At 35.7% G+C, this 25802-nt stretch carries 22 protein-coding genes; 11 read left to right on the top strand and 11 right to left on the bottom strand.

The window, feature by feature from the left end; translation table 11 throughout:
* Positions 1-49 precede the first annotated feature (49 nt).
* From VBZ51_RS02830 to VBZ51_RS02800, 7 genes are all read left to right on the top strand, one after another.
* Positions 50-706, top strand: coding sequence for a CBS domain-containing protein (locus VBZ51_RS02830; protein ID WP_058103891.1), 657 nt, complete (start codon positions 50-52; stop codon positions 704-706).
* Between the two features lies 1 nt (position 707).
* Complete coding sequence (locus VBZ51_RS02825; protein ID WP_058104320.1) at positions 708-1589, top strand: NAD kinase; 882 nt, start codon at positions 708-710, stop codon at positions 1587-1589.
* Between the two features lie 112 nt (positions 1590-1701).
* Complete coding sequence (locus VBZ51_RS02820; RefSeq protein WP_058103890.1) at positions 1702-2388, top strand: DUF6089 family protein; 687 nt, start codon at positions 1702-1704, stop codon at positions 2386-2388.
* An 8-nt stretch (positions 2389-2396) separates the two neighbouring features.
* Positions 2397-3137, top strand: a complete 741-nt coding sequence (locus VBZ51_RS02815; RefSeq protein ID WP_058103889.1) for an isoprenyl transferase — start codon at positions 2397-2399, stop codon at positions 3135-3137.
* A 4-nt stretch (positions 3138-3141) separates the two neighbouring features.
* Positions 3142-5739 (top strand): BamA/OMP85 family outer membrane protein, encoded by a 2598-nt coding sequence (locus tag VBZ51_RS02810; protein WP_416576259.1) that lies wholly within the window; start codon positions 3142-3144, stop codon positions 5737-5739.
* Between the two features lie 103 nt (positions 5740-5842).
* Complete coding sequence (locus tag VBZ51_RS02805; protein WP_058103887.1) at positions 5843-6694, top strand: OmpH family outer membrane protein; 852 nt, start codon at positions 5843-5845, stop codon at positions 6692-6694.
* Between the two features lie 52 nt (positions 6695-6746).
* The gene (locus tag VBZ51_RS02800) at positions 6747-7256 is read left to right on the top strand and encodes an OmpH family outer membrane protein (RefSeq protein ID WP_215996562.1); all 510 of its coding nucleotides are present in this window, start codon (positions 6747-6749) and stop codon (positions 7254-7256) included.
* 50 nt (positions 7257-7306) lie between these two features.
* Here VBZ51_RS02800 and VBZ51_RS02795 read toward each other — a convergent pair whose 3' ends face one another.
* From VBZ51_RS02795 to gcvP, 4 genes are all read right to left on the bottom strand, one after another.
* On the bottom strand, positions 7307-8161 hold the full coding sequence (locus tag VBZ51_RS02795; RefSeq protein ID WP_416575997.1) for a glycosyltransferase family 2 protein: 855 nt from the start codon (positions 8159-8161) through the stop codon (positions 7307-7309).
* Positions 8162-8175: 14 nt separating this feature from the next.
* Positions 8176-8697 (bottom strand): methyltransferase, encoded by a 522-nt coding sequence (locus VBZ51_RS02790; protein ID WP_416575996.1) that lies wholly within the window; start codon positions 8695-8697, stop codon positions 8176-8178.
* A gap of 2 nt (positions 8698-8699) precedes the next feature.
* Positions 8700-9758 (bottom strand): 3-oxoacyl-ACP synthase III family protein, encoded by a 1059-nt coding sequence (locus VBZ51_RS02785; protein ID WP_416575995.1) that lies wholly within the window; start codon positions 9756-9758, stop codon positions 8700-8702.
* Between the two features lie 162 nt (positions 9759-9920).
* A complete protein-coding gene (gene gcvP, locus VBZ51_RS02780; protein ID WP_416575994.1) occupies positions 9921-12773 on the bottom strand; it encodes an aminomethyl-transferring glycine dehydrogenase in 2853 nt (950 codons plus the stop codon).
* Positions 12774-12902: 129 nt separating this feature from the next.
* Between gcvP and VBZ51_RS02775 the strand changes: the two genes are divergently transcribed.
* Complete coding sequence (locus VBZ51_RS02775) at positions 12903-13730, top strand: hypothetical protein (protein ID WP_416575993.1); 828 nt, start codon at positions 12903-12905, stop codon at positions 13728-13730.
* On the opposite strand, the gene VBZ51_RS02770 is transcribed toward VBZ51_RS02775, so the two are convergent.
* Both VBZ51_RS02770 and VBZ51_RS02765 read right to left on the bottom strand, forming a co-directional pair.
* Positions 13723-13953 (bottom strand): hypothetical protein, encoded by a 231-nt coding sequence (locus tag VBZ51_RS02770; protein WP_317038724.1) that lies wholly within the window; start codon positions 13951-13953, stop codon positions 13723-13725. The two genes, VBZ51_RS02775 and VBZ51_RS02770, sit on opposite strands and share 8 nt — an antisense overlap.
* 2 nt (positions 13954-13955) lie before the next feature.
* Positions 13956-14510, bottom strand: a complete 555-nt coding sequence (locus VBZ51_RS02765; RefSeq protein ID WP_416575992.1) for a sigma-70 family RNA polymerase sigma factor — start codon at positions 14508-14510, stop codon at positions 13956-13958.
* 71 nt (positions 14511-14581) lie between these two features.
* Here VBZ51_RS02765 and VBZ51_RS02760 point away from each other — a divergent pair, with 71 nt between their 5' ends.
* Positions 14582-14935 carry a rhodanese-like domain-containing protein gene (locus VBZ51_RS02760; RefSeq protein ID WP_416575991.1) on the top strand — a complete coding sequence of 118 codons (354 nt, stop codon included), beginning with the start codon at positions 14582-14584 and terminating at the stop codon, positions 14933-14935.
* A gap of 33 nt (positions 14936-14968) precedes the next feature.
* Here VBZ51_RS02760 and VBZ51_RS02755 read toward each other — a convergent pair whose 3' ends face one another.
* The 5 genes from VBZ51_RS02755 to VBZ51_RS02735 form a co-directional block, all read right to left on the bottom strand.
* A complete protein-coding gene (locus VBZ51_RS02755) occupies positions 14969-15367 on the bottom strand; it encodes a response regulator (protein ID WP_058103878.1) in 399 nt (132 codons plus the stop codon).
* Between the two features lie 7 nt (positions 15368-15374).
* Positions 15375-19163, bottom strand: a complete 3789-nt coding sequence (locus VBZ51_RS02750) for a PAS domain-containing protein (protein ID WP_416575990.1) — start codon at positions 19161-19163, stop codon at positions 15375-15377.
* A gap of 275 nt (positions 19164-19438) precedes the next feature.
* Positions 19439-21463 (bottom strand): M3 family metallopeptidase, encoded by a 2025-nt coding sequence (locus VBZ51_RS02745; RefSeq protein WP_416575989.1) that lies wholly within the window; start codon positions 21461-21463, stop codon positions 19439-19441.
* A 380-nt stretch (positions 21464-21843) separates the two neighbouring features.
* On the bottom strand, positions 21844-22335 hold the full coding sequence (purE, locus tag VBZ51_RS02740) for a 5-(carboxyamino)imidazole ribonucleotide mutase (RefSeq protein ID WP_071341315.1): 492 nt from the start codon (positions 22333-22335) through the stop codon (positions 21844-21846).
* Positions 22336-22340: 5 nt separating this feature from the next.
* A complete protein-coding gene (locus VBZ51_RS02735; RefSeq protein ID WP_416575988.1) occupies positions 22341-23495 on the bottom strand; it encodes a 5-(carboxyamino)imidazole ribonucleotide synthase in 1155 nt (384 codons plus the stop codon).
* 135 nt (positions 23496-23630) lie between these two features.
* Here VBZ51_RS02735 and VBZ51_RS02730 point away from each other — a divergent pair, with 135 nt between their 5' ends.
* Both VBZ51_RS02730 and obgE read left to right on the top strand, forming a co-directional pair.
* A complete protein-coding gene (locus tag VBZ51_RS02730; RefSeq protein WP_083414243.1) occupies positions 23631-24740 on the top strand; it encodes an adenylate kinase in 1110 nt (369 codons plus the stop codon).
* A 53-nt stretch (positions 24741-24793) separates the two neighbouring features.
* Positions 24794-25798 carry a GTPase ObgE gene (obgE, locus tag VBZ51_RS02725; protein WP_416575987.1) on the top strand — a complete coding sequence of 335 codons (1005 nt, stop codon included), beginning with the start codon at positions 24794-24796 and terminating at the stop codon, positions 25796-25798.
* Positions 25799-25802 lie beyond the last annotated feature (4 nt).

Genomic DNA, 25802 nt, shown 5'->3' with positions numbered 1-25802 from the left:
GCACGCCTTTTGATATTATTAATTGTTATTTTGCGTTATAAATAGGCTTATGCATATTCAAGAACATATCATTACGAACTTACCGGTATTCGATATCAAGGATACTTCTGAAAAAATATTGGAGTTTTTTCAAGACACTACCTATTCCCATATTGCCATATTGGAAGATGGAAGGTTTTTAGGTTTATTTTCCGAGATTGATGCGGACGGTTTATTGCCGGACTCAAAAATAGAAGACTTTAGGTATGAGCTTCAAAGTTTTTTTGCCCGTAGGGAAACCAATTGGCTTGATGTTCTTGAGGTTTTTGCCCGTAACGAGGCTAATTTACTGCCTATTTTGAATGAAAAAGAAGAGGTGGTAGGTTACTATTGCCTTACTGATATTGTTGCGGAGTTTATTGATACCCCTTTCTTTACAGATCCAGGTAGTATTTTAGTAGTGGCTACAGGCATTAAGGATTATTCCTTTAGTGAAATTGCACAAATTGTAGAGAGTAATAATGCCAAACTCATTGGTGGATTTATTACCGATACCCAAAATGATATCGTACAGGTGACCTTAAAGATTACTGCCAATAACTATAATAAGGTAGTACAGACATTTAGGCGTTATAATTACCATATTTTATTTGGTAATAGTGATGATGAGTTTCTGGAAGATTTGAAAAAACGATCAGATTACTTGGATAAATATCTTAATGTATAATATGAAAGTAGCGGTATACGGTCAAACCTATCAAGATAATGCTATTGAATATCTCATTGAATTGTTAGATGAGTTGAACAAAGTATCTGCAGAAGTTTCCATAGAGAAAGATTTTTACGAACTATATAAGTTGCATGATGAATCTGAAACATTTCCAATATTTACTATGGAAAAAGGTTTGGATGCCACTTTTGATATGTTCGTGAGTTTTGGTGGTGACGGTACCATATTAAGAGCTACAACATTTGTTAAAGACTTAGGTATACCTATAGTAGGTGTAAATACAGGTAGATTGGGATTTTTGTCAACGTTTAAGAAAGAAGATGTTCGTAAAGTAGTGCAAGAATTTAAGCAAGGGGCGTATACTGTGGTAGAACGTAGTTTGGTTCAACTGAATACCAAGGAGTTGGATGTTGAGTTTGGGGATTTGAATTTTGCTTTGAATGAAATTACGGTCAGCAGAAAAGACACTACTTCTATGATTACGGTGGAGACCTATTTAAATAATGAATACCTTACCTCTTATTGGGCAGACGGTTTAATAATTTCTACACCAACAGGTTCAACAGGGTATTCATTAAGTTGCGGAGGTCCTGTCATTGTGCCTACTGCTAAATCATTGGTGTTAACGCCAATTGCTCCCCATAACTTAAATGCAAGACCGTTGGTAATATCAGATGATACGGTAATTCGGTTAAAGGTTTCGGGTAGGGAAGATAACCACTTGGTGTCCTTAGACTCTAGAATAGCTTCTTTGGAGAATGGTGAAGAGATAACCATTAGCAAAGCTCCTTTTACAATTAAAATGATAGAATATACTTCAGAAAGTTTTTTAAAGACCTTAAGAAATAAGCTGCTTTGGGGTGAAGATAGACGAAATTGAACCTCCTTAAGAACAATAAATACTTTCAATTTCTGTTTATCCTTTGAGAACATAAAAATTATGGTACCCGTTTTTTAAAGCCCTATAGTGCCAATAATTAAAAACCCATTTTATGCGTTATATAACGTTATTGATTCTTTTACTTTCATTTTCGGGTTTGCGATCGCAGACATATGAAGTAGGTATTTTTGCAGGTGGAGCCAATACTATAAGTGATGTAGGTAGAACAAATTATATTTTACCTTCCGATATTGCTTTTGGCGGATTGTTCAAATGGAATATCAGTAAAAGATATGCTTGGAGAGGGAGCTTAACGTACGGTAAATTCACTGCAGATGACAATAAATCTAGTTCCACGGCAAGGCAGCAAAGAGGTTATGTCATAGATAATTCTATTTTAGAAGGGTCGGTTGGGCTAGAGTTTAATTTTGTTGAATATAATTTGCACAAACTGGGTCCGGCATTTACACCTTATTTATATACCGGTCTTACTTACTTTAGATATGATTACCAGTATTTTAATGGTGGGGTTCTTCAAGAAATAAATCAGAAAGAAGGTAGTTTTGCGGTGCCAATGACCGTTGGTTTTAAGTATCGTATCAATCAGTTTCTTATTTTTGGAGGCGAAATAGGGGCTAGGTATACCTTTACCGATAATTTAGATGGTAGTAATCCAGAAGGTTCTAACTTTGAAGAGTTCCAATTCGGAAACATTTTTAGTGATGACTGGTATGTTTTTTCTGGATTAACCTTGACCTATACTTTTGGCAGAAAGCCTTGTATGGATTGTTTTGAGTAAATATAAAGATGAGCGATAGTAACGAAATTGACAAGCTGAATGTTCCAAAGCACCTTGCTATTATTATGGACGGTAATGGTAGATGGGCAAAAGAACGTGGTAAACTAAGGGTGTTTGGTCATGAACATGGGGTAAAGACCGTTAGGATAGTTGTAGAACAATGCGCTCAATTAAAAATAGATTTTCTTACACTTTATACATTTTCAACAGAAAATTGGAACAGACCAAAGATAGAAGTACAAACACTTATGCGCCTTTTGGTCTCATCTTTAAAGAAAGAACTTAAAACTTTTAACAAAAATAACATACGTTTAAATACTATTGGTAACATAGATGCATTGCCTGCAAAAGCTTATAAGGAGTTGGTAGATGTAATGGAGCAAACTAAGCAAAATACAGGGATGACATTGACCCTTGCCTTAAGTTACGGGGCTCGCGAAGAGCTACAGTCTATGGTCAAAGAGATTAGTACCAAAGTTAAAAATAATATAATTTCAGTTGAAAACATTGACCAAGACATTATAAATAGCCATCTTTACACGCATGATTTGCCTGACGTAGACTTACTTATCCGTACTAGTGGAGAACATCGGATCAGTAATTTTTTATTATGGCAAATAGCTTATGCGGAGTTATATTTTATTGATGTATATTGGCCTGATTTTAGAGAGCATCATTTAGTGGAGGCCATCAAAAACTACCAGAACAGAGAACGAAGATTTGGAAAAACTAGCGAACAACTCACTTAAAGATATGACTAGGTTCATATCCTTGAACCAATTTTTAACCACCCTTTTATTTTTAACCACCTTTATTGCCGCTGCACAGGATCAATCCTATGAAGATGGCAAAAGTTATATTTTAGGAGGGTTAGATGTAACTGGTCTTCAAAGTTATAACGAGCAAACGGTTAAAACCTATACAGGTTTAAGAGTAGGACAGCCTATAACGTTGCCAGGAGAACAAATTAGTGAAGTCATTAAAAAACTTTGGGGTCTAGAACTTTTTAGTGAAATTGACATTTTCATTACCAATATAGAGGAGAATACTGTTTTCTTAGAGTTGAATATTATTGAAAGACCTACCTTGACCAATGTTAAGTTTTATGGTGTTAAAAAAGGTAAGGTAGAAAGTCTTATTAAGGATACAGATCTAAAAAAAGGAAAGAAAATTACTGAAAGTTTAATTTCCAATTCAAAAAACTATATTACTAATAAGTATAAGAAGCAAGGTTATTTAAATGCTGAGGTTACTATAGCCACTTCTAAGGATACAACGGATACCAATACCCAGAATATGGTGGTAAACGTTAATAAAGGTGATAAAGTAAAGATTCGTAGTATTAGTTTTGAGGGTAATGAGCAATTATCCGATAAAAAATTACGTAAAGCATTAAAGAATACAAAGCAGAAAAAATTAGGTCGTTTTTGGAAAAAATCGAAATATATTGAAGAAGATTATGAAGAGGATCTTGGTCTTTTGATTGATAAGTTTGCTGAAAATGGTTATCGTGATGCTAGGGTAATCTCTGATTCTATTATTAAAGTCGATGAAAATAATATCGATTTAAAGATTAAAGTGGAAGAAGGCGATAAGTACTACTTTGGTAATATTGATTTTGTGGGTAATACAGTTTATACCGATCGTCAATTGAATCAAGTATTGGGTATTAGAAAGGGAGATACCTATAATGGTGTGTTATTGCGTGAGAGAATTGCGGATAATTCTAAACCAGACCCTAATGATGTCACTAGTTTGTATCAAAATAATGGTTATTTGTTCTCGACCATTAATCCTGTAGAAATTTCTGCCGCTAATGATACTATTGATTTTGAAATTAGGATTATAGAAGGTAAAGAAACGTTTTTAAACCATGTAACCGTTTCTGGTAATGATAAAACAAATGACCATGTAATCTATCGAGAACTGCGTACAAGACCAGGTCAAAAGTATAATAAGGCAGATATTATCAGAAGTATTCGTGAGTTAGGTCAGTTGGGCTTTTTCGATGCTGAACAAATTACTCCAGATGTATTGAACGCCAATCCTAATGAGGGTACTGTAGATTTAGCTTGGAGTCTGGTAGAATCTGGGTCAAGTCAAATTGAACTACAAGGTGGTTATGGTGGCGGTGGCTTCATTGGTACTTTAGGATTATCTTTTAGTAATTTCTCTATTCAGAATTTATTCAAAGGTGAAAAATATAAGCCGGTACCTATGGGTGATGGTCAAACCTTTGCACTGCGTTTACAGGCCAGTCAAACGTATAGAGTCTATAGCTTAAACTTTGCTGAGCCATGGTTGGGTGGTAAAAAGCCGGTACGTTTTAACCTTAGTATGTCTAGAACACAGCAATTTGCTGCCTCTTATGATAGTAGTGGTGATATTGATATAGATAAGGATCAACAATTTTCTATTACGGGTATTACTGCCGGTTTGGCAAAACGTGTACAATGGCCGGATGATTTCTTTACCATTTCACATTCCTTAAGTTACCAGTTGTATGATTTTAGAAACTATAATATTGGTCTATTTAACTTTGGTGATGGTAAGGCAAATTCATTAGCGTATACCTTTGGTATCTCAAGAAACGCCACACAAGGTGGTAGAATTTTCCCAAGAGGAGGGTCTAATTTTGAAATTAGTGCCAAGTTTACTCCTCCTTGGTCTTTGTTCAGTGATAAAGATTATAGGGAGTTAAAAGATAGATCTGATGAATTGGAGGATCAAAAGAATTCGGTTGGTTTAACCACAGCTGAACAATCTGAATTGGAAGATTTAGATCAGGAAAGGTTTAGATGGTTAGAATACTACAAAGTTAAATTTAAGGGAGATTGGTACACTACTTTGGTAGATAAATTAGTGTTGCGTAGTAATGCTGAATTTGGTTTCCTTGGTAATTATAATAGTGCTGTAGGAGATGTGCCTTTTGAACGTTTTTATGTTGGTGGTGATGGTTTAGGTAACTTTACATTAGATGGTAGAGATGTAGTGCAATTAAGAGGTTATGACAATCAATCTATAACACCTTATTCTGAAGGAGCTACTTCACCCGATGGTGCTTTGATTTATAATAAATTCTCTTTAGAGCTTAGATATCCTTTGACTCTGAAGCCGTCTGCATCCATTTACGGACTAGCATTTTTAGAAGGTGGTAATGCCTTCAACAATTTTCAAGAGTTTAATCCGTTTGAATTAAAACGATCGGCCGGTGTGGGGCTGCGCATCTTTATGCCAGCATTTGGTTTACTTGGTATTGACTTTGGTTACGGATTCGACGAAGACTACGTGCCAGGTTCTGTAGGACCAAGCGGATGGCAAACGCACTTCATCATTGGTCAACAGTTTTAATTTTCATTGAATTATTATCATTGTGCTTTTTGCTAATCCTTTAATTTTAAAAGATTTAGTAATTTTGGCACGATATTTTCTATAGGATTAAACGAGATTAACAATGAGTACAAAAAGAAAAGTTCTATTAGTTGTATCGGTCATTTGTATGACAATACAGGGTTTTGCCCAACGTGGTGTAAGAATGGCTTATGTGGATATGGAGTACATCTTGCAAAATGTAGAGGAGTACAGAGAGGCAACAGAACAGTTAGAGACTAAAGTGCAACGTTGGAAAGTTGAAGTAGAGCAGAAGCAGAGTATTGTTGAGCAGATGAAAAAGGATTTAATGGCGGAGAAAGTGTTATTAACACCTGAGCTTATAGAAGAACGGGAAGAAGAAATACAGATTTTGGAACGTGAAATGATTGAGTACCAACAAGATCGTTTTGGACCTCAAGGGGACTTGGTGTTGCAAAAAAGAAGGTTGATTCAGCCTATACAAGATCAAGTGTTCAATGAAGTTCAGAAAATTGGGGCTAATAAAAAGTATGATTTTATTTTTGATAAATCTGCGGATGTTGTAATGTTGTATTCCGAAAAAAGGCATGATATTAGTGATTTAGTGCTTAGGGGTATTGCTAGAACAAGAAAAATTAGCAAACCTGCTAAAAAGTCAAATGATCGTAGTAGATTAGATGATTTTGAGGGCGAAGAAGAGGAAGAAGTTAGTGAAGCTTTGCAAGAGCGTTTAGATAAAGCGGCACAGGCGGCTGAAACTAGGGAGAAAAGTGCAGCAGATGCCAAAGCGGAACAATTGAAATTACGTGAAGAGCGTAAAAAAGCCTACGAGGAAAGAAGAAAGAAGTTATTGGAGGAGCGCGAGGCTAAAAGACAAGAAAAGTTAAAGGAAAGAAACGATAATAAAGAAGAAGAAAATAGCGATACCGAAAAAGATGATAACGGTACTATTTAAATAGGTTTAACGACCGCACATTAACACTCAAAATTGAATTAAAATTACACTCATGAAACAAGTAAAACAAATTGTGGTAGCCTTATTGTTGTTCGTAGCAACGACAAGTTTTGTAAATGCCCAAAGTAAAGTAGCTCACATAGATGTTACTCAATTATTATCTGCAATGCCAGAAATGAAAGCTGCAGAAGCAGAGCTTAAGAAATTACAAGAGACTTATAATGCAGATATTGAAGGTTCAATGACAGAATTGCGTAACAAATACACGCAATACCAAAATGAAGCAGCTTCTAAGTCTAAAGAAGAGAATGAAAAAAGAGCTATAGAACTACAAGGTTACGAAAAGAATATTGGTGAGGCTCAGCAAAGAGCTCAGCAAGAATTCCAAAAGAAGCAAGCAGAATTGTTTGCTCCAATTTCAGAAAAAGCGAAAGCTGCTATTGAAAAAGTTGCCGCAGCACAAGGGTTCGACTACGTAATTGATGCACAAGCAGGTGGTGGTTTGATCGTTGCAAAAGGTAAAGATCTTTTACCAGATGTTAAGAAACAATTAGGTTTCTAAATAGAAACTATGATAATAAAGAAAAAGCCATCAAATTTAGATGGCTTTTTTTATACTCCTATTTTTCTTTTAATATTTGTCCAGCGTAGCTTTCTGATAAACTTACCTTCTTCTTCTGTGACCAAATAAATATTGTTGTTTTTACTGGCATTTATGTAGCCGACCATATTATTCCAGAATGATTTAATGGAATTGTTCTTCAAGGCCATTTTCAAAGAGGCAATAGTTGTGATTATAATTCCATAACGCATACTATACATTGCTTTTCCCTGTAACCTTTTAGCTTTGGCATTATAGGCTTTTCCTGTGGGTCTTAAATGCTTTACCTTGAGTTCATCATCCGTGTGCAATGTAAAGCTGTTATATCGCGCTAATAGTTCATCTACGGTATCCCAGCCCATGGCATTTTTTAAGCCTCCTATTGCCTTAAAACAATCTTTGGAATATGCTTTTATGGCACCTCTAATGTGGTCTTTGTCCATAGGATGGTTTAAAACCCATTCTCCGTTATTTTTTTGCTCATAAATGAATCCGCCACAAATCCCTAAATTTTTCTTTAGTTTGAAATGATTACTGATGGTTTCAAAATAATTGGAGGGCAAAATTAGATCGGCATCTAGTTTTACTATAAAGTTGTAATTTTCATCAAGCTGTTCCAAACCTTTGTTGAAAGCATTTATCACCTTACTTCCTGGCATATGCTGAGCTGATGATATTGAATTTATTTTTTTGAAAACACTACTTTTAAGGATGTATTCATTTATGATATTTTCAGTATTATCAGTAGAATTGTCATTGACAAGAATTACTTTCTTGGGTGCTAATGTTTGCTCCAGAACGGAGTCTAAGGTTTTCGGTAGAAAATCCTCTTCATTATGTATGGGTATCACCACGTAGTAATCCATAGTTTATAGGTGCCTTATTTTCGTGTAGCGTACACAATATAATACCTTGGCGTAAATAGCCTTAAAAATGGTCTAAAACCAAGTTTCTTTACAGGATTGGTCCACTTCATAGAATCTTGAATTTCCCAACCTGCTTTTTCTAGAAGCCAATCAAATTGCCAATCTTCAAATTCGTGGTAATGTCGGTCCCATTTATCGGTCTTGCTTCTGTATGCTGGTGAAAACCATAATTTCAAAGGTATACTGGCCACTAGTTTTTTGGAAGTTGTATTGCTCAATAAGTGTAATGGGGCCAAAAGATGTTCAAAAATTTCAAAAGCTGTTAGAACATCTGCATTGGTTTTGGTTACGGCATCAAAATTGAAATCTAGATCTTCGCCTTTGGTATTAGTAACTTGGTAGCCATCTTGGCGCATTATCTCAGTAAACGGATTTTTCACCCCTAAATCCAGAATAGATTCAGAGGGGTCAATATGTTTTCGTAAAAACTGAAGAGTATGTTTATAGCGTTTGTTTGGAAAGCTGTTTTCGTACATGTTTAAATTCTGTATACCATTGCATTGACGTTCATTCCGGCGCCAACACTAGCAAAGATAACAACATCTCCCTTTTTAATTTCCTGATTTTCTAATTTACCTGCTTTAACCATATCAAATAGTGTTGGTATGGTTGCCACTGAGCTATTGCCAAGCTTGGATATACTCATTGGCATAATGCCTTCCGGCATTTCTTTATCATATATTTTGTAGAAGCGTTTTACTATGGCTTCATCCATTTTTTCGTTGGCTTGGTGAATAAAAATCTTTTTTACTTCGTCAATTTTTATACCGCTACTATCTAAGCATGAAGCCATTGCTGATGGTACGTTGGTAACGGCAAACTCATAGATTTTTCTACCGTACATTTTAATATAGTATGCCTTTTTTTCATCTTCTTTATTATAGGTGTCGCCAAAGAAAAGGAAATTGGCTTCATCATTGGCATAGGTGGCAGATTCGTGGGCGATAATATCACCTCCGTCATCTGATCTTTCAACTATGGTGGCTCCTGCACCATCTGCATAGATCATGGAGTCCCGATCGTAGTCGTCAACTATTCTTGATAACGTTTCAGCACCGATTACCATACATTTATTGGCTATACCACTTTTTATAAAAGCGTTAGCTTGAATCATACCTTCTAACCAACCTGGGCAACCAAAGATCAGATCATAGGCCACACATTTGGGATTGTTGATCTTTAATTTATGTTTCACCCTTGTGGCCAAACTAGGTAAAGTGTCACCTTGTATATAGCCTTCCTTTAGGTCTCCGAAATTATGCGCAACAATAATATAGTCCAGGGTTTCTTTGTCTAGCTGTGCATCAATTATGGCTTTTTCTGCTGCAAAAAATGCAAGGTCCGATGCGTTATACTCTTTTGGAGCATATCTTCTTTCTTCAATACCGGTAATGGCTTTAAATTTCTTAATAATGACCTCGTTATCTTGCTTAAACGCTGTGCCGTCTAAGTTTAAAAAATGGTGGTCATTAAAATCTTTATTGGAAACTTTGAGTTCAGGAATATAGCTACCCGTACCTGTAATTGATATGCTCATCTGTAATTATTGAATTGTAATTGAAATATAATGAAATGGCGTAAAAATTATATGCATGCATAATAAATTTTACGATGGTCAGTTCATTATTTTTCAAAATGATGCAACTAAAAAAGCCTTTTCAAAATCTAGAAAAGGCTTTAAAATATGGTGATTAGAGAGTTATTCCGTTTCCATATATGCTTCAATAGGAGCGCATGTACATATTAAATTACGGTCTCCATATGCATCATCAACTCTTCTAACGGATGGCCAAAATTTATTCTCGGCTACATAAGGTAATGGAAAAGATGCCTTTTGTCTTGAATATGGAAATTTCCATTCATCTGTTGTTGTCATTTCTAATGTATGCGGTGCATTTTTAAGCACGTTATTGGGCTCATCAGCACTAGATTCATCTATTTCTGCACGAATGGATGTCATAGCTTCGCAAAATCTATCTAACTCCGCTAAGTTTTCACTTTCGGTAGGCTCTATCATAACCGTACCAGCTACGGGAAAAGAAACTGTTGGGGCATGAAAACCATAATCCATAAGTCGCTTGGCAATATCCGTAACTTCTATTCCGTTTTTCTTGAAAGGTCTACAGTCCAAAATCATTTCGTGTGCTGCGCGTCCTTTTTCGCCTGTATATAGCACATCAAACTTACCTTCAAGTTTATGTTTGATATAATTGGCGTTCAAAATGGCGATTTTTGTGGATTGGGTTAAGCCTTGTTCCCCTAGCATCTTAATATATCCATAAGATATTAGACATACCAAAGAACTACCCCATGGCGCAGCAGAAATAGCTGTAATAGCATCTTTTCCTCCGGTCTCTATGACAGGGTTGCTAGGTAAAAACGGAACCAACTGGGGTGCAACACAAATAGGACCTACGCCAGGACCGCCACCGCCGTGAGGAATAGCAAACGTTTTGTGCAGGTTTAAGTGGCAAACATCTGCGCCTATAGTTGCAGGATTGGTCAACCCAACTTGGGCGTTCATATTTGCACCATCCATATAGACTTGGCCACCATGGTCATGTATTATTTTGGTAATCTGCTTTATAGACGACTCAAAAACGCCATGAGTAGAAGGATAAGTAACCATTAATGCGGCTAATTTATCTGAATGTAATTTTGCTTTTTCTTCTAAATCGGCAACATCTATATTGCCTTTTTCATCGGTCTTTGTAACTACGACCTTCATGCCTGCCATAACTGCCGATGCCGGATTGGTACCATGGGCGGATGAAGGTATAAGGCAAATATTTCTTTCAGCTTCTCCTCTAGATTCGTGGTATGCTCTAATGACCATTAATCCTGCATATTCACCTTGTGCGCCGGAATTTGGTTGTAAAGAAGTATCTGCAAATCCTGTTATTATAGATAGGTCTTTGGCAAGTTCACGTAAAATGGTTTGGTACCCTTCTGCCTGGTCTACTGGTACAAATGGATGGATATTGCCCCAGTTAGATGAACTTAACGGTAGCATTTCACTAGCCGCATTTAACTTCATGGTACAACTACCCAAAGAAATCATACTATGATTTAAGGCCAAGTCTTTGCGCTCCAATTTTTTAATGTAGCGCATTAATTCTGTTTCTGAGTGATAGGAATTAAAAACCTTGTTCTCCATGAATGAACTGCTACGTTCAATATTTTCAGGTATTGATGTGGAACTTAATAGTTCTGTAATCTCAGATGACTTTTTACCTACAGCTTCGGCAAAAATTGAAATAATTTGGTTAAGATCTTTTAGTGAAGTAGCTTCATTTACCGCAATTGAAATAGTGTCGTTATCCACATAGTAGAAATTAACTTCATTGGCTTCTGCGATGGGGCGAACTTTTTGTGAATCTGCCTTAACCGTGATAGTATCAAAATAAGCAGTATTTACTTGATACAAGCCTAAATTTTCAAGAGCATCTGTTAAAGTAACTGCGGTAGCATGAATTTTAGATGCAATATATTTTAATCCTTTTGGACCATGGTACACGCCATACATACCTGCCATAACCGCCAATAATACTTGAGCGGTGCATATATTTGATGTGGCTTTATCTCTTTTTATATGTTGTTCCCTAGTTTGCAAAGCCATTCTTAGCGCAGGTTTGCCATCGGTATCTTTGGTGACACCGATTATTCTACCGGGAATATTTCTTTTAAATTCTTCTTTCGTGGCAAAGAATGCTGCGTGAGGTCCGCCATAACCTAAAGGAATACCAAAGCGTTGGGTGGTACCTACTACAACATCTACCCCAAATTCACCTGGAGGTGTTAAAAGAACTAAGCTCATAATATCGGCAGCCACAGCTACCTTAATGTCATTATCCTTTGCTTTGGATACAAATGAGGAGTAATCATAAACTTGACCATATTTTCCTGGGTATTGCAACAATGCACCGTAAAAATCTGAACTAAAATCAAACTCATCGTGTTTGCCAATTACTAATTCGATACCTAGTGGAATTGAACGCGTTTTTAGTAGGGACAACGTTTGTGGTAATATTTCTTCCGAAACAAAGAACTTTACTACTGCGTTTTTTTTCTGCTCTCTACTTCTAACGTCAAAAAGCATAGTCATAGCTTCTGCAGCAGCGGTGCTTTCATCCAGTAAAGAGGCATTTGCCAGTTCCATACCCGTTAAATCGGAAACAATGGTCTGGAAATTTAAAAGCGCTTCTAGTCTACCTTGTGCAATTTCTGCTTGGTACGGAGTATAGGCTGTATACCAGCCTGGGTTTTCAAGAATGTTTCTTTTGATGACAGACGGTATTAAACTTTCATGGTAACCTAAACCAATGTATGTTCTAAACACCTTGTTTTTCTTAGATAAAGCCTCACTATGCGCAAGAAACTTATGTTCGCTCATTGGTGGGTCAAGCTTTAAGGGCTCCTTTAAACGAATATGATCAGGTATGGTCTCAAAAATAAGCTGTTCCAAATTTTCAACACCTACAGTATTGAACATACTGTTTAAGTCTTCTTCCCTTATGCCGATATGGCGTAGAGCAAACACGTCAGTCTTCATAGATACGATTGTTATATAAAGTGCAAAATTACCACTTTTATGTGTTTAATTTGTGCTTGGTTGGGCGCCTAATGGTGAAAGTTTTTAACCAAAACCATGGGTTATAAACACTTTAACTATTTTTGTTCAATGACCATAATCAAAAAGATTTTTGATTTTTACTTGGATGCTAGTATTCACGTGTCTTTAGGGGTGTTTAGTTTAGTTCATGTTACTGCATTGACCTTAAACATAAACGTACCGCCAGAGCTTTATTTTTTTATCTTTTTTGGGTCAATAGCGTGCTACAATTTTGTAAAATTTGGAGTAGAGGCAGAAAAGTATTTTCTAGTTACCAATACCTATCAAAAAAACATTCAATTTTTTAGCCTTGGGTGCTTGCTTGTTGCTGGCTATCAATTGTTATTTCTTTCTGAAAGGGTTTTTGTAGGATTAGTGGTATTAGCTGCAATTACGGGGCTTTATGCGCTTCCGGTCTTGCCCAGGCATAAAAACTTTAGAAGCTTAAGCGGACTGAAGATTTTAATTGTCGCTGTCGTTTGGGCAGGTACAACCGTAATACTGCCAGCTATTTCAGTACTTGATACTATTTCGTGGAATATAAAGGTAGAAACGGTTCAGCGATTTCTGTTTGTGCTAATACTTCTGATTCCTTTTGAAATTAGAGATTTAAAATATGATAGCTTGCTATTAAAGACCTTACCACAGAGGGTAGGTGTTAAAGGAGCAAAAATTATAGGTTATGTTTGGATTGCACTTTTTTACGGCGCTTCATTTTTAAAAACGGAATTGGACATAAATCGAATGTTGGCAATGACTATAGTTTGTTCAATACTAATTCTTGTAATTTATATGACAAAAAAGGAGCAGGGTAAATATTTCTCTTCTTTTTGGGTAGAGGCAATACCTTTATTCTGGTGGCTGTTATTTGTTTTTGTAGAGAGGTTGGTTATTTAGCTTTGTTGAAGGTTTCTTTCATTTTTTTCTTGTCTTCGTCAGACAAAACAGCTATCCTTGCTTGATTACAAAGCGATGTTAATTTTGTATTGTTTTTACTGTGTTTTGCACAGGTTTTACACATAAGTAAATGAAACTTCAACTTTATTTTTTCCCAAAAAGTCGCTTCTTTATATTGGGCTTTATTGCAAATATTTGCAGCCTTTTCACACGAAATCATCATAATTAAAACCAATTTTGATTTAAACAACCCATTAAGCTAGTTCTAGCTCTATGTATCATTACCCAAAGGTTAGACGCATTAATTCCTAAAGCATTACAAATATCTTCAGTTTCCATACCTTGAATAGTTTTCATGGTAAAAACCTCGGCTTGTTTTTTAGGTAATTTGGAAATGCAATTTTGAATAGCAAGACCTAGTTCTTCATTTTCAAGTAGATCATTTTCAAAATTACTATTGGGATCGGCTATGCGCTCTTCGATCCAATCTCCTTCGGCATCGGTTTGTGAGCTGTAGCTCATACGAACCTCGGCCTTTCCTTTTTTTGAATTTGCTTTTCGGTAATGGTCAATGACTTTACGCTTTAATATGGCGATCAACCATGTGCGTTCAGCAGCATCGCCTTTAAAGTTTTTTGCAGATTTTAATCCGGCAATAAAAGTATCTTGAACAAGATCTTTTGCAATTTCAGCATCGCTTACCCTAGTTATGGCGTAATTAAAAAGGTAATCTGCATAGAGATCTACCCACTTGTCTGGATTGAGGTTTTGTATTTCCATTTTTTTTCTGCATTTCAAAAGTAAAATAATTTTAGGTATAATGTTTACTTTTGGTAACAAACACTTTAATCATGAGAAATATACTATTATTTGTTCTAATTATCAGTAGTCAGTGTGTTTTAGCACAAATAGAGTCGCAACCAATATCAAAGTTTAACGGATTTGATAGCGCTAAGGAAATACTGTTAGATGTTAGAACGCCACAAGAATATAAAGAAGGTAGTATACATGGTGCAATCAATATTAACTGGCTTTCTAATGATTTTGACGAAAAAGTGACAAAACTTGATAGGACTAAAAAAATTTATGTCTTCTGTAAAAAGGGAGGTAGAAGTTTAAAATCTCAAGCAAGATTGGTAGAATTGGGCTTTAATAATGTTGTAGACCTACAGGGTGGATATGATGCTTATTCCAGTAAGGACTGAGTCTTTTTATAGTGTCAGCATAATTATTGAGATTTAAAGTTCAGCAAGAATTCTCGTCAATTGGTTATCTCTAATTGGTTTAACTATATAATCTGTTACCTGGTTGATCTTCTTAGTCTTGTCAAAGTCGACAAGGTCTACGGATGATGATAATATATATACCGTTATTTTTTTGGCTAGGTTGGGAATTAGACTTTCGTATTGCTGCATGAACCCGTAGCCATCCATTACGGGCATATTTATATCTAAAAATATGACGTCTGGTAACTCTTGGTCATTATTGATGTTGGCTTTTAAAAATGTCATTGCCTCTGCACCATCTGTGAAAGGAATAATATGGTTAACAGATTTATGTACTTGCAAGGTGTGTAAAATGGTGTATTGAAAAACATCATCATCATCTATAATACATACGTTTATATTATTTTTCATTTTGTTTTTAATTTAGTATTACAATAAAAGTTGAACCTATATTAACGTCACTTTCTGCGGTTATTGATCCTCCCATGGCCAATACTTGTGCTTTAGTTATAAATAGTCCTATTCCTTTTGATTCTGGGTGCTTATGAAAAACCTGGTTAAGTCCAAATAACTTATTGCCATGATTTTTCAAATCTATACCTAAGCCATTATCTTTAAACTCTAATACAGTTCTATTATTATCTTTTTTTGAAGTGATGAAAATCTGCGGAACTCTATCAGGTGATCTGTACTTTATGGCATTGCTTATTAAATTTAAGAATATACTTTCTAAATAAATAGGGTTGTAATCTACGTTTTTAGCTTTAGAGAAATCATAAATTATTTTAGCCTTAGTTTCTATTAAAGTTGCTGCCAGTGTTTGTTTTGTTTTGAGCAAAACTTGCTCAAAATCTAATTTAGGTATGATTTCAACACCATTCTTTTTTATGGTAATGGTTTCTACTAGAGCGTTTAACGTTTCGGTAAGGCGTTCTATTACAATTTCAAATTTTTCAAATATTTCGATTTTTTTACCTTCACTTTGCGTTTTGTTATAAAGCTTCAGTAAAGCATTTAGATTGCTTACCGGAGCACGCAGGTTGTGTGATGTTATTTGGTTGAATTCTGCTAACTGTTTGTTTTGGGCAGTAAGTTTTACAGTAGATTCTTCCAGATTTTTATTGGTTTCCAGAATCTTTTGCTGGGCTAAAATTTCTTCGGTAATATCTCTACTTGATCCAATAATTTTTGTGGCGTTGCCTTCCTTGTCGGTAATGACTTTGCCGACAATTTCGCTGAACCTTATTTCACCGTCCTCATGTAAAATACGTTGTGTAAATTTTTCAAATTTTTTGGTAGCAATGGCGTTTTGTTTTTTGTGCATTACTAACTCTCGATCTGCTGGATGTGTATGGGATAAGAGCAAATCAAAATTCATGGTAATGCCCATTTCAAAACCAAAAATTCTATACATATTATTGGACCATATAAAAGAGCCATTGCCGACGTTTAATTGCCAATACCCGATCATTGCCAGCTCTTCTGCAAAATTTAACATATGGTTTTTTTCCAATATGTCTTTTTCAATTTTTAGCTTTTCAGTGATGTCTTGGGCAGTGCCTACCAGTTCAACGACCTTACCTAAATGATTTTTTTTAGACTCGGCTCGTGATTCTATAGAGCGAATTGTACCATCATCTAAAATGATACGAAATGATAATAATTTAATTTTCTCGTCTCCATTGACGGATTCTGTAATTAACGTTTTAACCTGGGCTATATCGTCTGGGTGTATCTGTGAGTAAAACTTTTCCATGTTAATGGTAGCGTCTAATTCTAAACGATAAATTTTATACAGATTGTCTGACCATTTTAAAATATCCCGATCTAAGTCCCAATGCCAAGATCCCATGTTGGAAATTTCTTCAGCATAGGATAGAAGTTGATTCTTCTCTTTAATCTCTTTACGGGCTTTAACCTTGTCGGTTACATCTTGTGTAGAACCAATTAATTCTAAAATATTTCCATGTTTATCTTCTATAACTTCAGCGATTAATTCTAAAGATCGAATTGAGTTAACGCCTTTTATAATACGAAAGGTTAATATTTTCTCACTTTTGCGTGTTTCTAGAATTTTGGCAATGTGATTATTAACTTTATCCACATCATTAGGGTGTACTCTAGATAAAAATAATTCAATTGTAATTGGAGTGTGTAAATCTATACCGTAGATCTGGTAAAGATTATCTGACCAAGTTGAGACCCCAGTGCCTGGATTCCATTTCCAGGATCCCATCATTGCCATTTCTTCAGATACAGAAAGTAAACGGTTTTTTTCCTTTAACTCTTTTTCGGTTCTTATAAGGCTAGTTATATCTTGGCATGTTCCTGACATCTCAAGAACTTCCCCATTTTGGTTTTTAACTATTTTACCAATGGATTTTATCGTTTTTATTGAACCATCATTTAATTGAATTCTATAAGTGGAATTTGGAAAATCACCGGCAATTATGGCATTTGAAAGTTTTGTGGATATAGCTGCACGGTCATCTTTATGTATATAACTTATATAGGTTTCAAAATTTAGAGGTTTGTTTTTATCGTGACCATATATAGCATGTAAATTATCTGACCAATACACTTCATTAGAGGCGGTATTCCAATGCCAATAACCAATTTTGGCCATTTTTTCGGCACTGTTCAGCTGATGGTTTTTTTGAGCAAGTTCCAATTCTTTGGTTTGGTTTTCTGTAATGTCTAAGCAGGCGCCTAAAAGCTCTTGTAGACCATCTTGTGCATTATAAGTGGCTTTACCTAAGATTTGAACGGTCTTAATGATGTTATTGTCCGTAATAATTCTATGGGTATAATCGTGGAACTTATGTTCGCTAATAGATTGGTCTATTTTTGTTTTTATAATGTCTTTGTCCGCTGGATGAATTTTATCAAAATAAGTATCAAAAGTTATCTTTTTCTCTTTTGGAATATCAAATATGGTGTATAGGTTGTCTGACCAAAACACATCATCTGTTTCCGGTTTGTATTTCCAATAACCCATGGTTGTCAAATTCTCGGCAAAATCTAACAGCTGATTTTTTTCCTTTAATTCTTTTTCAACATCCAATCTCTTGGTTATATCTTGTGTGGTTCCTATTAACTCTACAACCTCGCCTTTATCATTAGTTAAGGCATCTGAGACTACCCTAACTGTTTTAATTGTATTATTTTTTAAAATAATACGATGTGTAAAAGTGTGAGATTTCTTTTCCTTGATTGTTTCTTCAAGTTTTTCTTTAATAAGTCCTATGTCTTCTGGATGGATGAATTTTTTTAATTTTTCAAAATTCATTTTTTCACCTATAGCTAGGTTGAAAATAGTATACAGATTGTCTGACCATTTAAATTCTCCATTTGCTATTGTAAATTGCCATGAACCTGCTTTATTAATGCTTTCAGAAAGCTCTAATTGTTGTTTTTTTTCAGATAATTCTTGTTCTTTAGCTACCTGTTCTGTAATATCTTGACAGGTGCCCATTAAGGAAACAACATCGCCTTTTTCATTAATTATGACCTTCCCTGAAGAGTTAAGGGTCTTTATGGTGCCATCTGCTAATTGAATACGGTATATAGATTCTGGAAATATTTTATTCTTTAATGCACGTTTAAACTTGGCGGAAATTTTTTTTCTGTCTTCTTTGTGAACATAATTCAAGTAGACATCATATGATATTGGAGTATCTCTTTTGTGGTCAAAAATAGTATAGAAATTATCGGACCAAATTAATTCATCTGTGATAATGTTCCATTTCCACGATCCTGAATTTGCTAGAATTTCCGCGGTATTTAATTGCTCTGTATATTGAACCGTTTCAATATTTGAATTTTCAAATTGAGAAACCTCTACCGTGGTTCCGTGAAGATTAGTGCAACGCCCAGCTTTGAAAATAGGTTGAACAGTAGTACGCAAATTGCGTTTTTGGCCTTGTTTTGTTAGAATTTCATAAGATATTTCAAATGGTATGCCTTCATTAATAGCTTCTTTATGCAAATTGAAAAGGAGTTCTTTTTGAAATACGTTGGTACAATTTCCATATGATTCCTCTAATGATGGAGAAAAGCTAAGAGGGGCTTGGTGAATTTCTTTTAAATCATCGTTCCAATAAACGGAATTGGATGTTAAGTCTAGCTGAAATATACCAATTTGAGCAACTTTTTTGGTTGCTGAAAATAGTTGGTTCTTTTCTAAAAGAGTGTTCTCTTTCTCCATTTCAAAAAGTGTTTAATAATGGCCGACTAAGACTTATGGTATAAACGGTAGTTGTAAAATCTGGTATTGATACTTACAATATAATGCTTAAATATTTGAAAAAGAGTATGTTTTTATAATTATTAGGTCTTTTTAGAAGGCTGTAGGCCTTAATGCACATATATTTTACAGTACATGTTTTCAAGCCTACTACATGCACATGTTGGTAAAAGAACAGCTATTAAAATACATGTTGATTATATATTTTAATAGCTGTTATAAAGTGTTTCAGTATGTTAACTGGTAAGTAGGCCGGCACGTTCTAATAATGCCTCAACTTTAGGTTCAGCACCTCTAAATCTTTTGTAAAGCACCATAGGATTTTCTGTGCCTCCTTGTGAAAGTACATGGTCTTTAAATTTGATGGCAACCTCTTTATTGAAAATTCCCTCTTCCTTAAAATAGGCAAAGGCATCTGCATCTAACACTTCTGCCCATTTGTAACTATAGTAACCAGATGAATATCCTCCTTGAAAAATGTGGGAGAAAGCTGTGCTCATGCAAGTCTCAGGGGTGTCTGGGTATAGACTGGTATCTTTAAATGCTTCATCTTCATGAGCCTTTACATTGGTAATGCTTGTTGGGTCTATTCCGTGCCAAGACATATCCAATAACCCAAAACTCAACTGACGTAGCGTCTGCATACCTTCTTGGAAAGTTGCAGATTCTTTTATTTTTTCAACCAGTTCCATCGGTATAGTTTCCCCGGTTTCGTAATGCTTGGCAAATAGTTCTAAAGCTTCTTTTTCATAGCACCAGTTTTCTAAAACCTGACTAGGTAATTCTACGAAATCCCAAAATACAGATGTTCCTGATAGGCTAGGGTAGGTAGTGTTCGCCAACATGCCGTGTAAGCCATGTCCAAATTCATGGAATAAGGTAGTAACCTCGTTAAAAGTCAGTAACGAAGGCTTGCTTTTTGTTGAGGGTGTAAAATTGCACACGTTGGATATATGCGGACGCACATTTTCTCCGTTACGCTTCCATTGGCTTTTAAAGGAAGTCATCCAGGCACCACCACGTTTTCCTGCTCTTGGGTGAAAGTCTGCATAGAATAAGGAGATAAAATTCTTGTTGGCATCATATACTTTAAAGGTTTTAACCTCGTCATGATACTTTTCAATGTCGTTTACCTCTTCAAACTGAAGGTCAAATAGGTTTTCAGCTACTTTGAAAACGCCATTGATGACATTCTCCAATTTAAAATATGGCTTTAGTTTCTCGTCGTCTAAATTAAAAAGCTCTTGTTTCAATTTTTCGGAATAATAACTACTGTCCCATTTTTCAAGTCGGTCAATTCCGTCTAATTTTTTGGCGAAATCCTCTAATTGTTTAAACTCACGCTCTGCGGCTGGCTTCGCTTTTTCTAACAATTCATTTAAAAAGGAGTGTACTTTTTCTGGCGTCTCTGCCATACGTTCTTCCAGTACAAAATCGGCATGGGTCTTATAGCCTAACAGATTGGATCTTTCAAAGCGCAGATTGGCTATTTCTAGCACGTTTTCTTGATTATCCAATTCATCATTATGAAAACCTTTACTACCAAAAGCCAATGAAAGTTCTTTTCGTAATGCGCGGTTTTTGGCGTACTTCATAAACGGAATATAGCTAGGATAATCTAAGGTGATCAACCAACCATCTTCTTTGCCTTTTGAAGTTGCCAATTGTGCAGCAGCTTCTTTTGCCCCTTCCGGTAAACCATCTAAATCAGACTCATCTGTCAGGTGTAATTGATACTTATTGGTTTCGGCAAGTACATTTTCGCCAAATGTCAATTTCAATTTCGCCAGTTTGGCATCTATTTCACGTAAACGTTTCTTTTTATCTTCAGATAAATTGGCGCCGTTTCTACTGAAACTTTTATATTTCTTATCTAAAAGTGTGTTTTGCTCAACAGTAAGTTCCAGATTATCCTTTTGATCGTACACGGCTTTAACTCTTTTAAAAAGTGCTTCGTTCAAAGTAATGTCATTGCCAAATTCAGATAAAAGTGGAGAAATTTCTTGAGCTATTTTTTGAATCTCTTCATTAGTTTCTGCAGAATTCAAATTGAAAAATACACTTGAAATGCGATCCAATTGCTGACCCGAAAATTCTAGGGCTTCAATGGTGTTTTCAAATGTTGGTGCATCTGTATTTTCTGTAATGGCATCTATTTCCGCTCTTGCTTCTTCTATAGATTGTAAAAATGCGGGCTTAAAATGCTCGTTTTTTATTTTTGAAAATGGAGCGGTGTCAAATTGGGATAATAATGGATTCATTGCCGTATGTTAAGTTTTTTTGTTTCTCAGAAGTTTGATGAGAAAATCGATTAATAAAATTACGAATGATATCGTAAATGAAAAAACAGCTCCTGTAAGAAAAGCAAAATTTCTAGCAGTATCATTACTTGTGTTTGATGGAACAAAATATTTCCAACGAATAAAAACTAAAAATTGAATAAGTAAGTATAAGAGTAGAAATGTACTAAAAAAGCGAAATAACAGTTTTAAGTATTTAGTGTGAAATCTACGTTTATAAATAAAAAGAATGAGCGTTAATAAAATAGCTATAGAAATACAAACAATGGTTGGTTTGTTCATATGTTTTGTTTTGTGAAATGTTGGCTAATTAATAACGATGCTAGTGCATTCCTAATATTTTAAGTATTGCCATTTACAGCTTTAGCGCCATCTATTACTTTCTGCTTTAAACCTTCCTTGTAAAGAATGATTTTGTCCAATACACATTTGTCTGAGCTACCAATGATCTGGGCGGCTAAAATACCTGCATTTTTTGCTCCGTTCAATGCTACGGTAGCAACTGGTACACCGCCTGGCATTTGAAGTATAGAGAGTACAGAGTCCCAACCATCAATAGAATTGCTGCTTTTAACAGGTACGCCTATAACGGGTAACGGGGACATTGATGCTACCATCCCGGGTAAATGAGCAGCACCACCGGCACCTGCAATAATTACCGAATAGCCATTGGTGTGTGCGTTTTTACTAAAATCGAACAATTTTTCGGGTGTTCTGTGGGCAGATACAATGTCTACGTCTACCTCTATGTCAAAACCTTTTAAAATATCTATGGCATCTTGCATTACGGGCATATCACTTGTGCTGCCCATTACTACGGCTACTTTACTCATGTTATCTATTTTGAAATCACTTGAATTGTTCCCTTTACTTTTTCGGCAATAGCTCTTGCCTTATTGAGATCACTATTTACTATGGTTACATGACCCATTTTACGAAATGGTCTTGTTTGTGCTTTTCCGTAAATATGCGGGGTAACACCTTCCATAGCTAAAATTTCGTTTATATTTTTGTAGACGACATTACCTGTGTGGCCCTCGGCACCTACTAAGTTTACCATAACCCCGGCTACTTTACTGTCTGTATTTCCTAATGGAAGACCAAGAATGCTTCTTATGTGCTGCTCAAATTGATTGGTATAGCTTGCTTCAATACTGTAATGTCCACTATTGTGAGGTCTTGGGGCTACTTCGTTCACCAAAATTTCATCATCTTCGGTTTGGAACATTTCAACGGCAAGTAATCCTGTCAAGCCTATTTTGTCGGCTACTTTAAGTGCTAAAGCCCTTGCCTTATCTGCAACTTTATTATCAATACGTGCAGGGCAAATTACATATTCCACTTGGTTGGCTTCTGGGTGAAACTCCATTTCTACCACAGGGTAGGTTTTTATTTCTCCTTCCGCATTTCTAGAAACAATTACGGCTAATTCGTTTTTAAACGGCACCATGGTTTCTGCAATACATTCGCCGGTAGGTAATCCTTCTAAATCGGCTAAACTTCTAACTACTTTAACACCTTGTCCGTCATATCCAAATTGAGCTACTTTCCAAACAAAAGGAAATTTTAATCCTCCGTTCCCAATACTATCCTCAATTTCACTTAAATAGGCAAAGCGCTGAAAATCTGCGGTAGGTATATTGTTATCCACATAAAACAATTTTTGTTTTGCTTTATTTTGAATAATACGCAAAGCCTTAGGCTGTGGGTATACCTTTACACCTTCATCTTCTAATTTTTCTAAGGCATCTAAATTTACATTTTCAATTTCTATCGTTAATATGTCTACATCTTTTCCAAAATTATAGACCGTATCAAAATCTAAAAGACTGCCCTGTACAAATTCATTGCACGACATTCTGCTTGGGGCATCTGCCGATGCGTCTAAAACTTTTGTGAATACATCCCATTTTCGGGTTTCGTAAAGCATCATTTTACCAAGTTGACCACCTCCTAAAATGCCTAATTTGAAATCTGAAGAAAAATAATTCATATAATTGTGCTTTTGGCAAGTAATAAAATGCCTTAAGTGTTACAAAAATACGGTTAAATCTTAGAAACCAATTCCTTTCTAATTAAAAACACAAGGCAATACCTTATCTTTGCAAACCTTGATAATCTATGAAAATTGATACAAATTCACGATAAGTTTTTCAAACCTTTTCTAAGCGAGTCTGAAATTTTGCAGGCCGTTAAATCTGTGGCAGATCAAATAGCGGCAGACTATAAAGATGAGGTGCCTATTTTTGTTGGTGTTCTAAACGGGTCTTTTATGTTCGTTTCTGACCTTTTAAAGGCTTATGAGCATCCATGTGAAGTATCTTTTGTAAGATTGAGCTCCTACCAGGGTTTAACTTCAACGGGCATAGTGGAAACCTTATTGGATGTGCCCGATAATATTGAAGGACGAAGTGTTATCATTTTAGAGGATATTATTGATACCGGGCGTACCTTGCAGCAACTTGTGCATTTGTTCTCGAAGACGAAGGTAAAAGAGTTTAAAATCGCCAGTCTTTTTTATAAACCAGATGTTTACAAAGGGGAGTACGCCATAGATTATTTCGGACTGGCCATACCAGATAGTTTTATTGTAGGATATGGGCTAGATTACAACGAGCAAGGAAGAAACTTAAAAGAAGTATACCAATTAAACCAAAAACATATGATCAATCTTGTACTCTTTGGTAAGCCAGGAGCCGGCAAGGGCACACAAGCACAATTCTTAAAGGAAAAATATAATTTAAAGCACATCTCTACTGGAGATGTATTTAGATTCAATATCAAAAATGGAACGGAGTTAGGTACTTTGGCCAAATCTTATATTGATAAGGGTGAGTTGGTGCCAGATGAGGTTACTATTAAAATGCTGCAGGACGAAGTGGAGAAAAACCCAGATGCCGATGGTTTTATTTTTGACGGTTTCCCAAGAACTGCTGCACAGGCCGAAGCACTTGATAATTTCTTAGAGTCTAAAGATATGGGCATTAACGCCACTATTGCTTTAGAGGCAAATGATGAAATTTTAATAGAGCGCCTTTTGGAAAGGGGTAAAGTAAGCGGTCGTAGTGATGATCAAGATGTTGCCAAGATTAGAAATCGTTTTGATGAATACAACGAAAAAACCACGCCTGTAAAAGAGTTTTATGAAGCGCAGGGTAAATTTCATAGTGTAAACGGAATAGGTACAATTGCAGAAATTACCGAACGTTTAACCAAAGTGATAGAGGATATAAAATAATAAGAACCTTGTCTTAATTTAATCGGCAAGGATTTTGAACTGAAAAGATACTAATGACCGAAGGTAATTTTGTAGACTATGTTAAGGTAAGTTTGGCTTCTGGTAAAGGAGGCAAGGGATCTGTGCATTTGCACCGTGAAAAATTTATTACCAAAGGTGGTCCAGATGGTGGTGATGGTGGTCGTGGAGGTCACATTATTGTTCGCGGTAATGAAAACCTTTGGACATTGGTGAACTTTAAATACAAAAAGCATTTTAAGGCAGGTCATGGGGCACATGGTAGTAAGAGCAGAAGTACCGGTGCAGATGGGGAAGATGTTTATTTAGATGTGCCGTTAGGTACTGTAATAAAGGATTTTGAAACCAAAGAAATCCTTTTTGAGATTACGGAACATGGCGAAGAAAAAATACTTTTGGAAGGTGGTATGGGCGGTAGAGGTAACTGGCACTTTAGAACGGCCACCAACCAAACACCAAGATATGCACAGCCAGGTGTAGATGGTTTGGAAGGCGAGTTTTTACTTGAGCTTAAGGTATTGGCAGATGTTGGTTTGGTAGGTTTTCCCAATGCCGGGAAATCAACTTTATTATCTGTAATTACCTCTGCAAAACCAAAAATTGCGGATTATGAGTTTACCACCTTAAAACCAAACTTGGGGATTGTGGAGTACCGTGATTTCAAAAGTTTTGTAATGGCAGATATTCCTGGTATTATTGAAGGTGCCGCAGAAGGTAAAGGTTTGGGCCATTATTTTTTAAGACATATAGAACGTAATGCTAATTTATTGTTTTTAATTCCTGCAGACAGTAAAGACATCAGTAAGGAATATGAAATTTTGTTGGATGAATTGCGCCGCTATAATCCAGAATTATTAGATAAGGATCGACTTATCTGTATTTCTAAGAGTGATATGTTGGACGATGAATTAATGAGCGAAATGAAGGCAGAGCTCAATACTGAGTTTGGCGATACACCTTTTATGTTCATATCTTCAGTTGCCCAAATGGGTATTGTGGAATTAAAAGATAAACTTTGGGCTATGCTTAACGCAGAATAATTAT

Origin of the sequence: Maribacter sp. HS, assembly GCF_048059195.1 — a bacterium.
GTDB classification, from domain to species: Bacteria; Bacteroidota; Bacteroidia; order Flavobacteriales; family Flavobacteriaceae; genus Maribacter; species Maribacter dokdonensis.
Note: the sequence above shows the minus strand (reverse complement) of the source record. Positions and strands in the feature narration are given on the sequence as shown.

Coding starts and splice junctions, on each gene's coding strand:
- purE (WP_071341315.1), bottom strand. CDS start 22,335: ATGAGTAAAGTAGCCGTAGTAATGGGCAGCACAAGTGATATGCCCGTA.
- obgE (WP_416575987.1), top strand. CDS start 24,794: ATGACCGAAGGTAATTTTGTAGACTATGTTAAGGTAAGTTTGGCTTCT.
- VBZ51_RS02815 (WP_058103889.1), top strand. CDS start 2,397: ATGAGCGATAGTAACGAAATTGACAAGCTGAATGTTCCAAAGCACCTT.
- VBZ51_RS02790 (WP_416575996.1), bottom strand. CDS start 8,697: ATGTACGAAAACAGCTTTCCAAACAAACGCTATAAACATACTCTTCAG.
- VBZ51_RS02745 (WP_416575989.1), bottom strand. CDS start 21,463: ATGAATCCATTATTATCCCAATTTGACACCGCTCCATTTTCAAAAATA.
- VBZ51_RS02795 (WP_416575997.1), bottom strand. CDS start 8,161: ATGGATTACTACGTGGTGATACCCATACATAATGAAGAGGATTTTCTA.
- VBZ51_RS02755 (WP_058103878.1), bottom strand. CDS start 15,367: ATGAAAAATAATATAAACGTATGTATTATAGATGATGATGATGTTTTT.
- VBZ51_RS02810 (WP_416576259.1), top strand. CDS start 3,142: ATGACTAGGTTCATATCCTTGAACCAATTTTTAACCACCCTTTTATTT.
- VBZ51_RS02800 (WP_215996562.1), top strand. CDS start 6,747: ATGAAACAAGTAAAACAAATTGTGGTAGCCTTATTGTTGTTCGTAGCA.
- VBZ51_RS02820 (WP_058103890.1), top strand. CDS start 1,702: ATGCGTTATATAACGTTATTGATTCTTTTACTTTCATTTTCGGGTTTG.
- gcvP (WP_416575994.1), bottom strand. CDS start 12,773: ATGAAGACTGACGTGTTTGCTCTACGCCATATCGGCATAAGGGAAGAA.
- VBZ51_RS02785 (WP_416575995.1), bottom strand. CDS start 9,758: ATGAGCATATCAATTACAGGTACGGGTAGCTATATTCCTGAACTCAAA.
- VBZ51_RS02770 (WP_317038724.1), bottom strand. CDS start 13,953: ATGATGATTTCGTGTGAAAAGGCTGCAAATATTTGCAATAAAGCCCAA.
- VBZ51_RS02805 (WP_058103887.1), top strand. CDS start 5,843: ATGAGTACAAAAAGAAAAGTTCTATTAGTTGTATCGGTCATTTGTATG.
- VBZ51_RS02750 (WP_416575990.1), bottom strand. CDS start 19,163: ATGGAGAAAGAGAACACTCTTTTAGAAAAGAACCAACTATTTTCAGCA.
- VBZ51_RS02765 (WP_416575992.1), bottom strand. CDS start 14,510: ATGGAAATACAAAACCTCAATCCAGACAAGTGGGTAGATCTCTATGCA.
- VBZ51_RS02830 (WP_058103891.1), top strand. CDS start 50: ATGCATATTCAAGAACATATCATTACGAACTTACCGGTATTCGATATC.
- VBZ51_RS02735 (WP_416575988.1), bottom strand. CDS start 23,495: ATGAATTATTTTTCTTCAGATTTCAAATTAGGCATTTTAGGAGGTGGT.
- VBZ51_RS02760 (WP_416575991.1), top strand. CDS start 14,582: ATGAGAAATATACTATTATTTGTTCTAATTATCAGTAGTCAGTGTGTT.
- VBZ51_RS02825 (WP_058104320.1), top strand. CDS start 708: ATGAAAGTAGCGGTATACGGTCAAACCTATCAAGATAATGCTATTGAA.
- VBZ51_RS02775 (WP_416575993.1), top strand. CDS start 12,903: ATGACCATAATCAAAAAGATTTTTGATTTTTACTTGGATGCTAGTATT.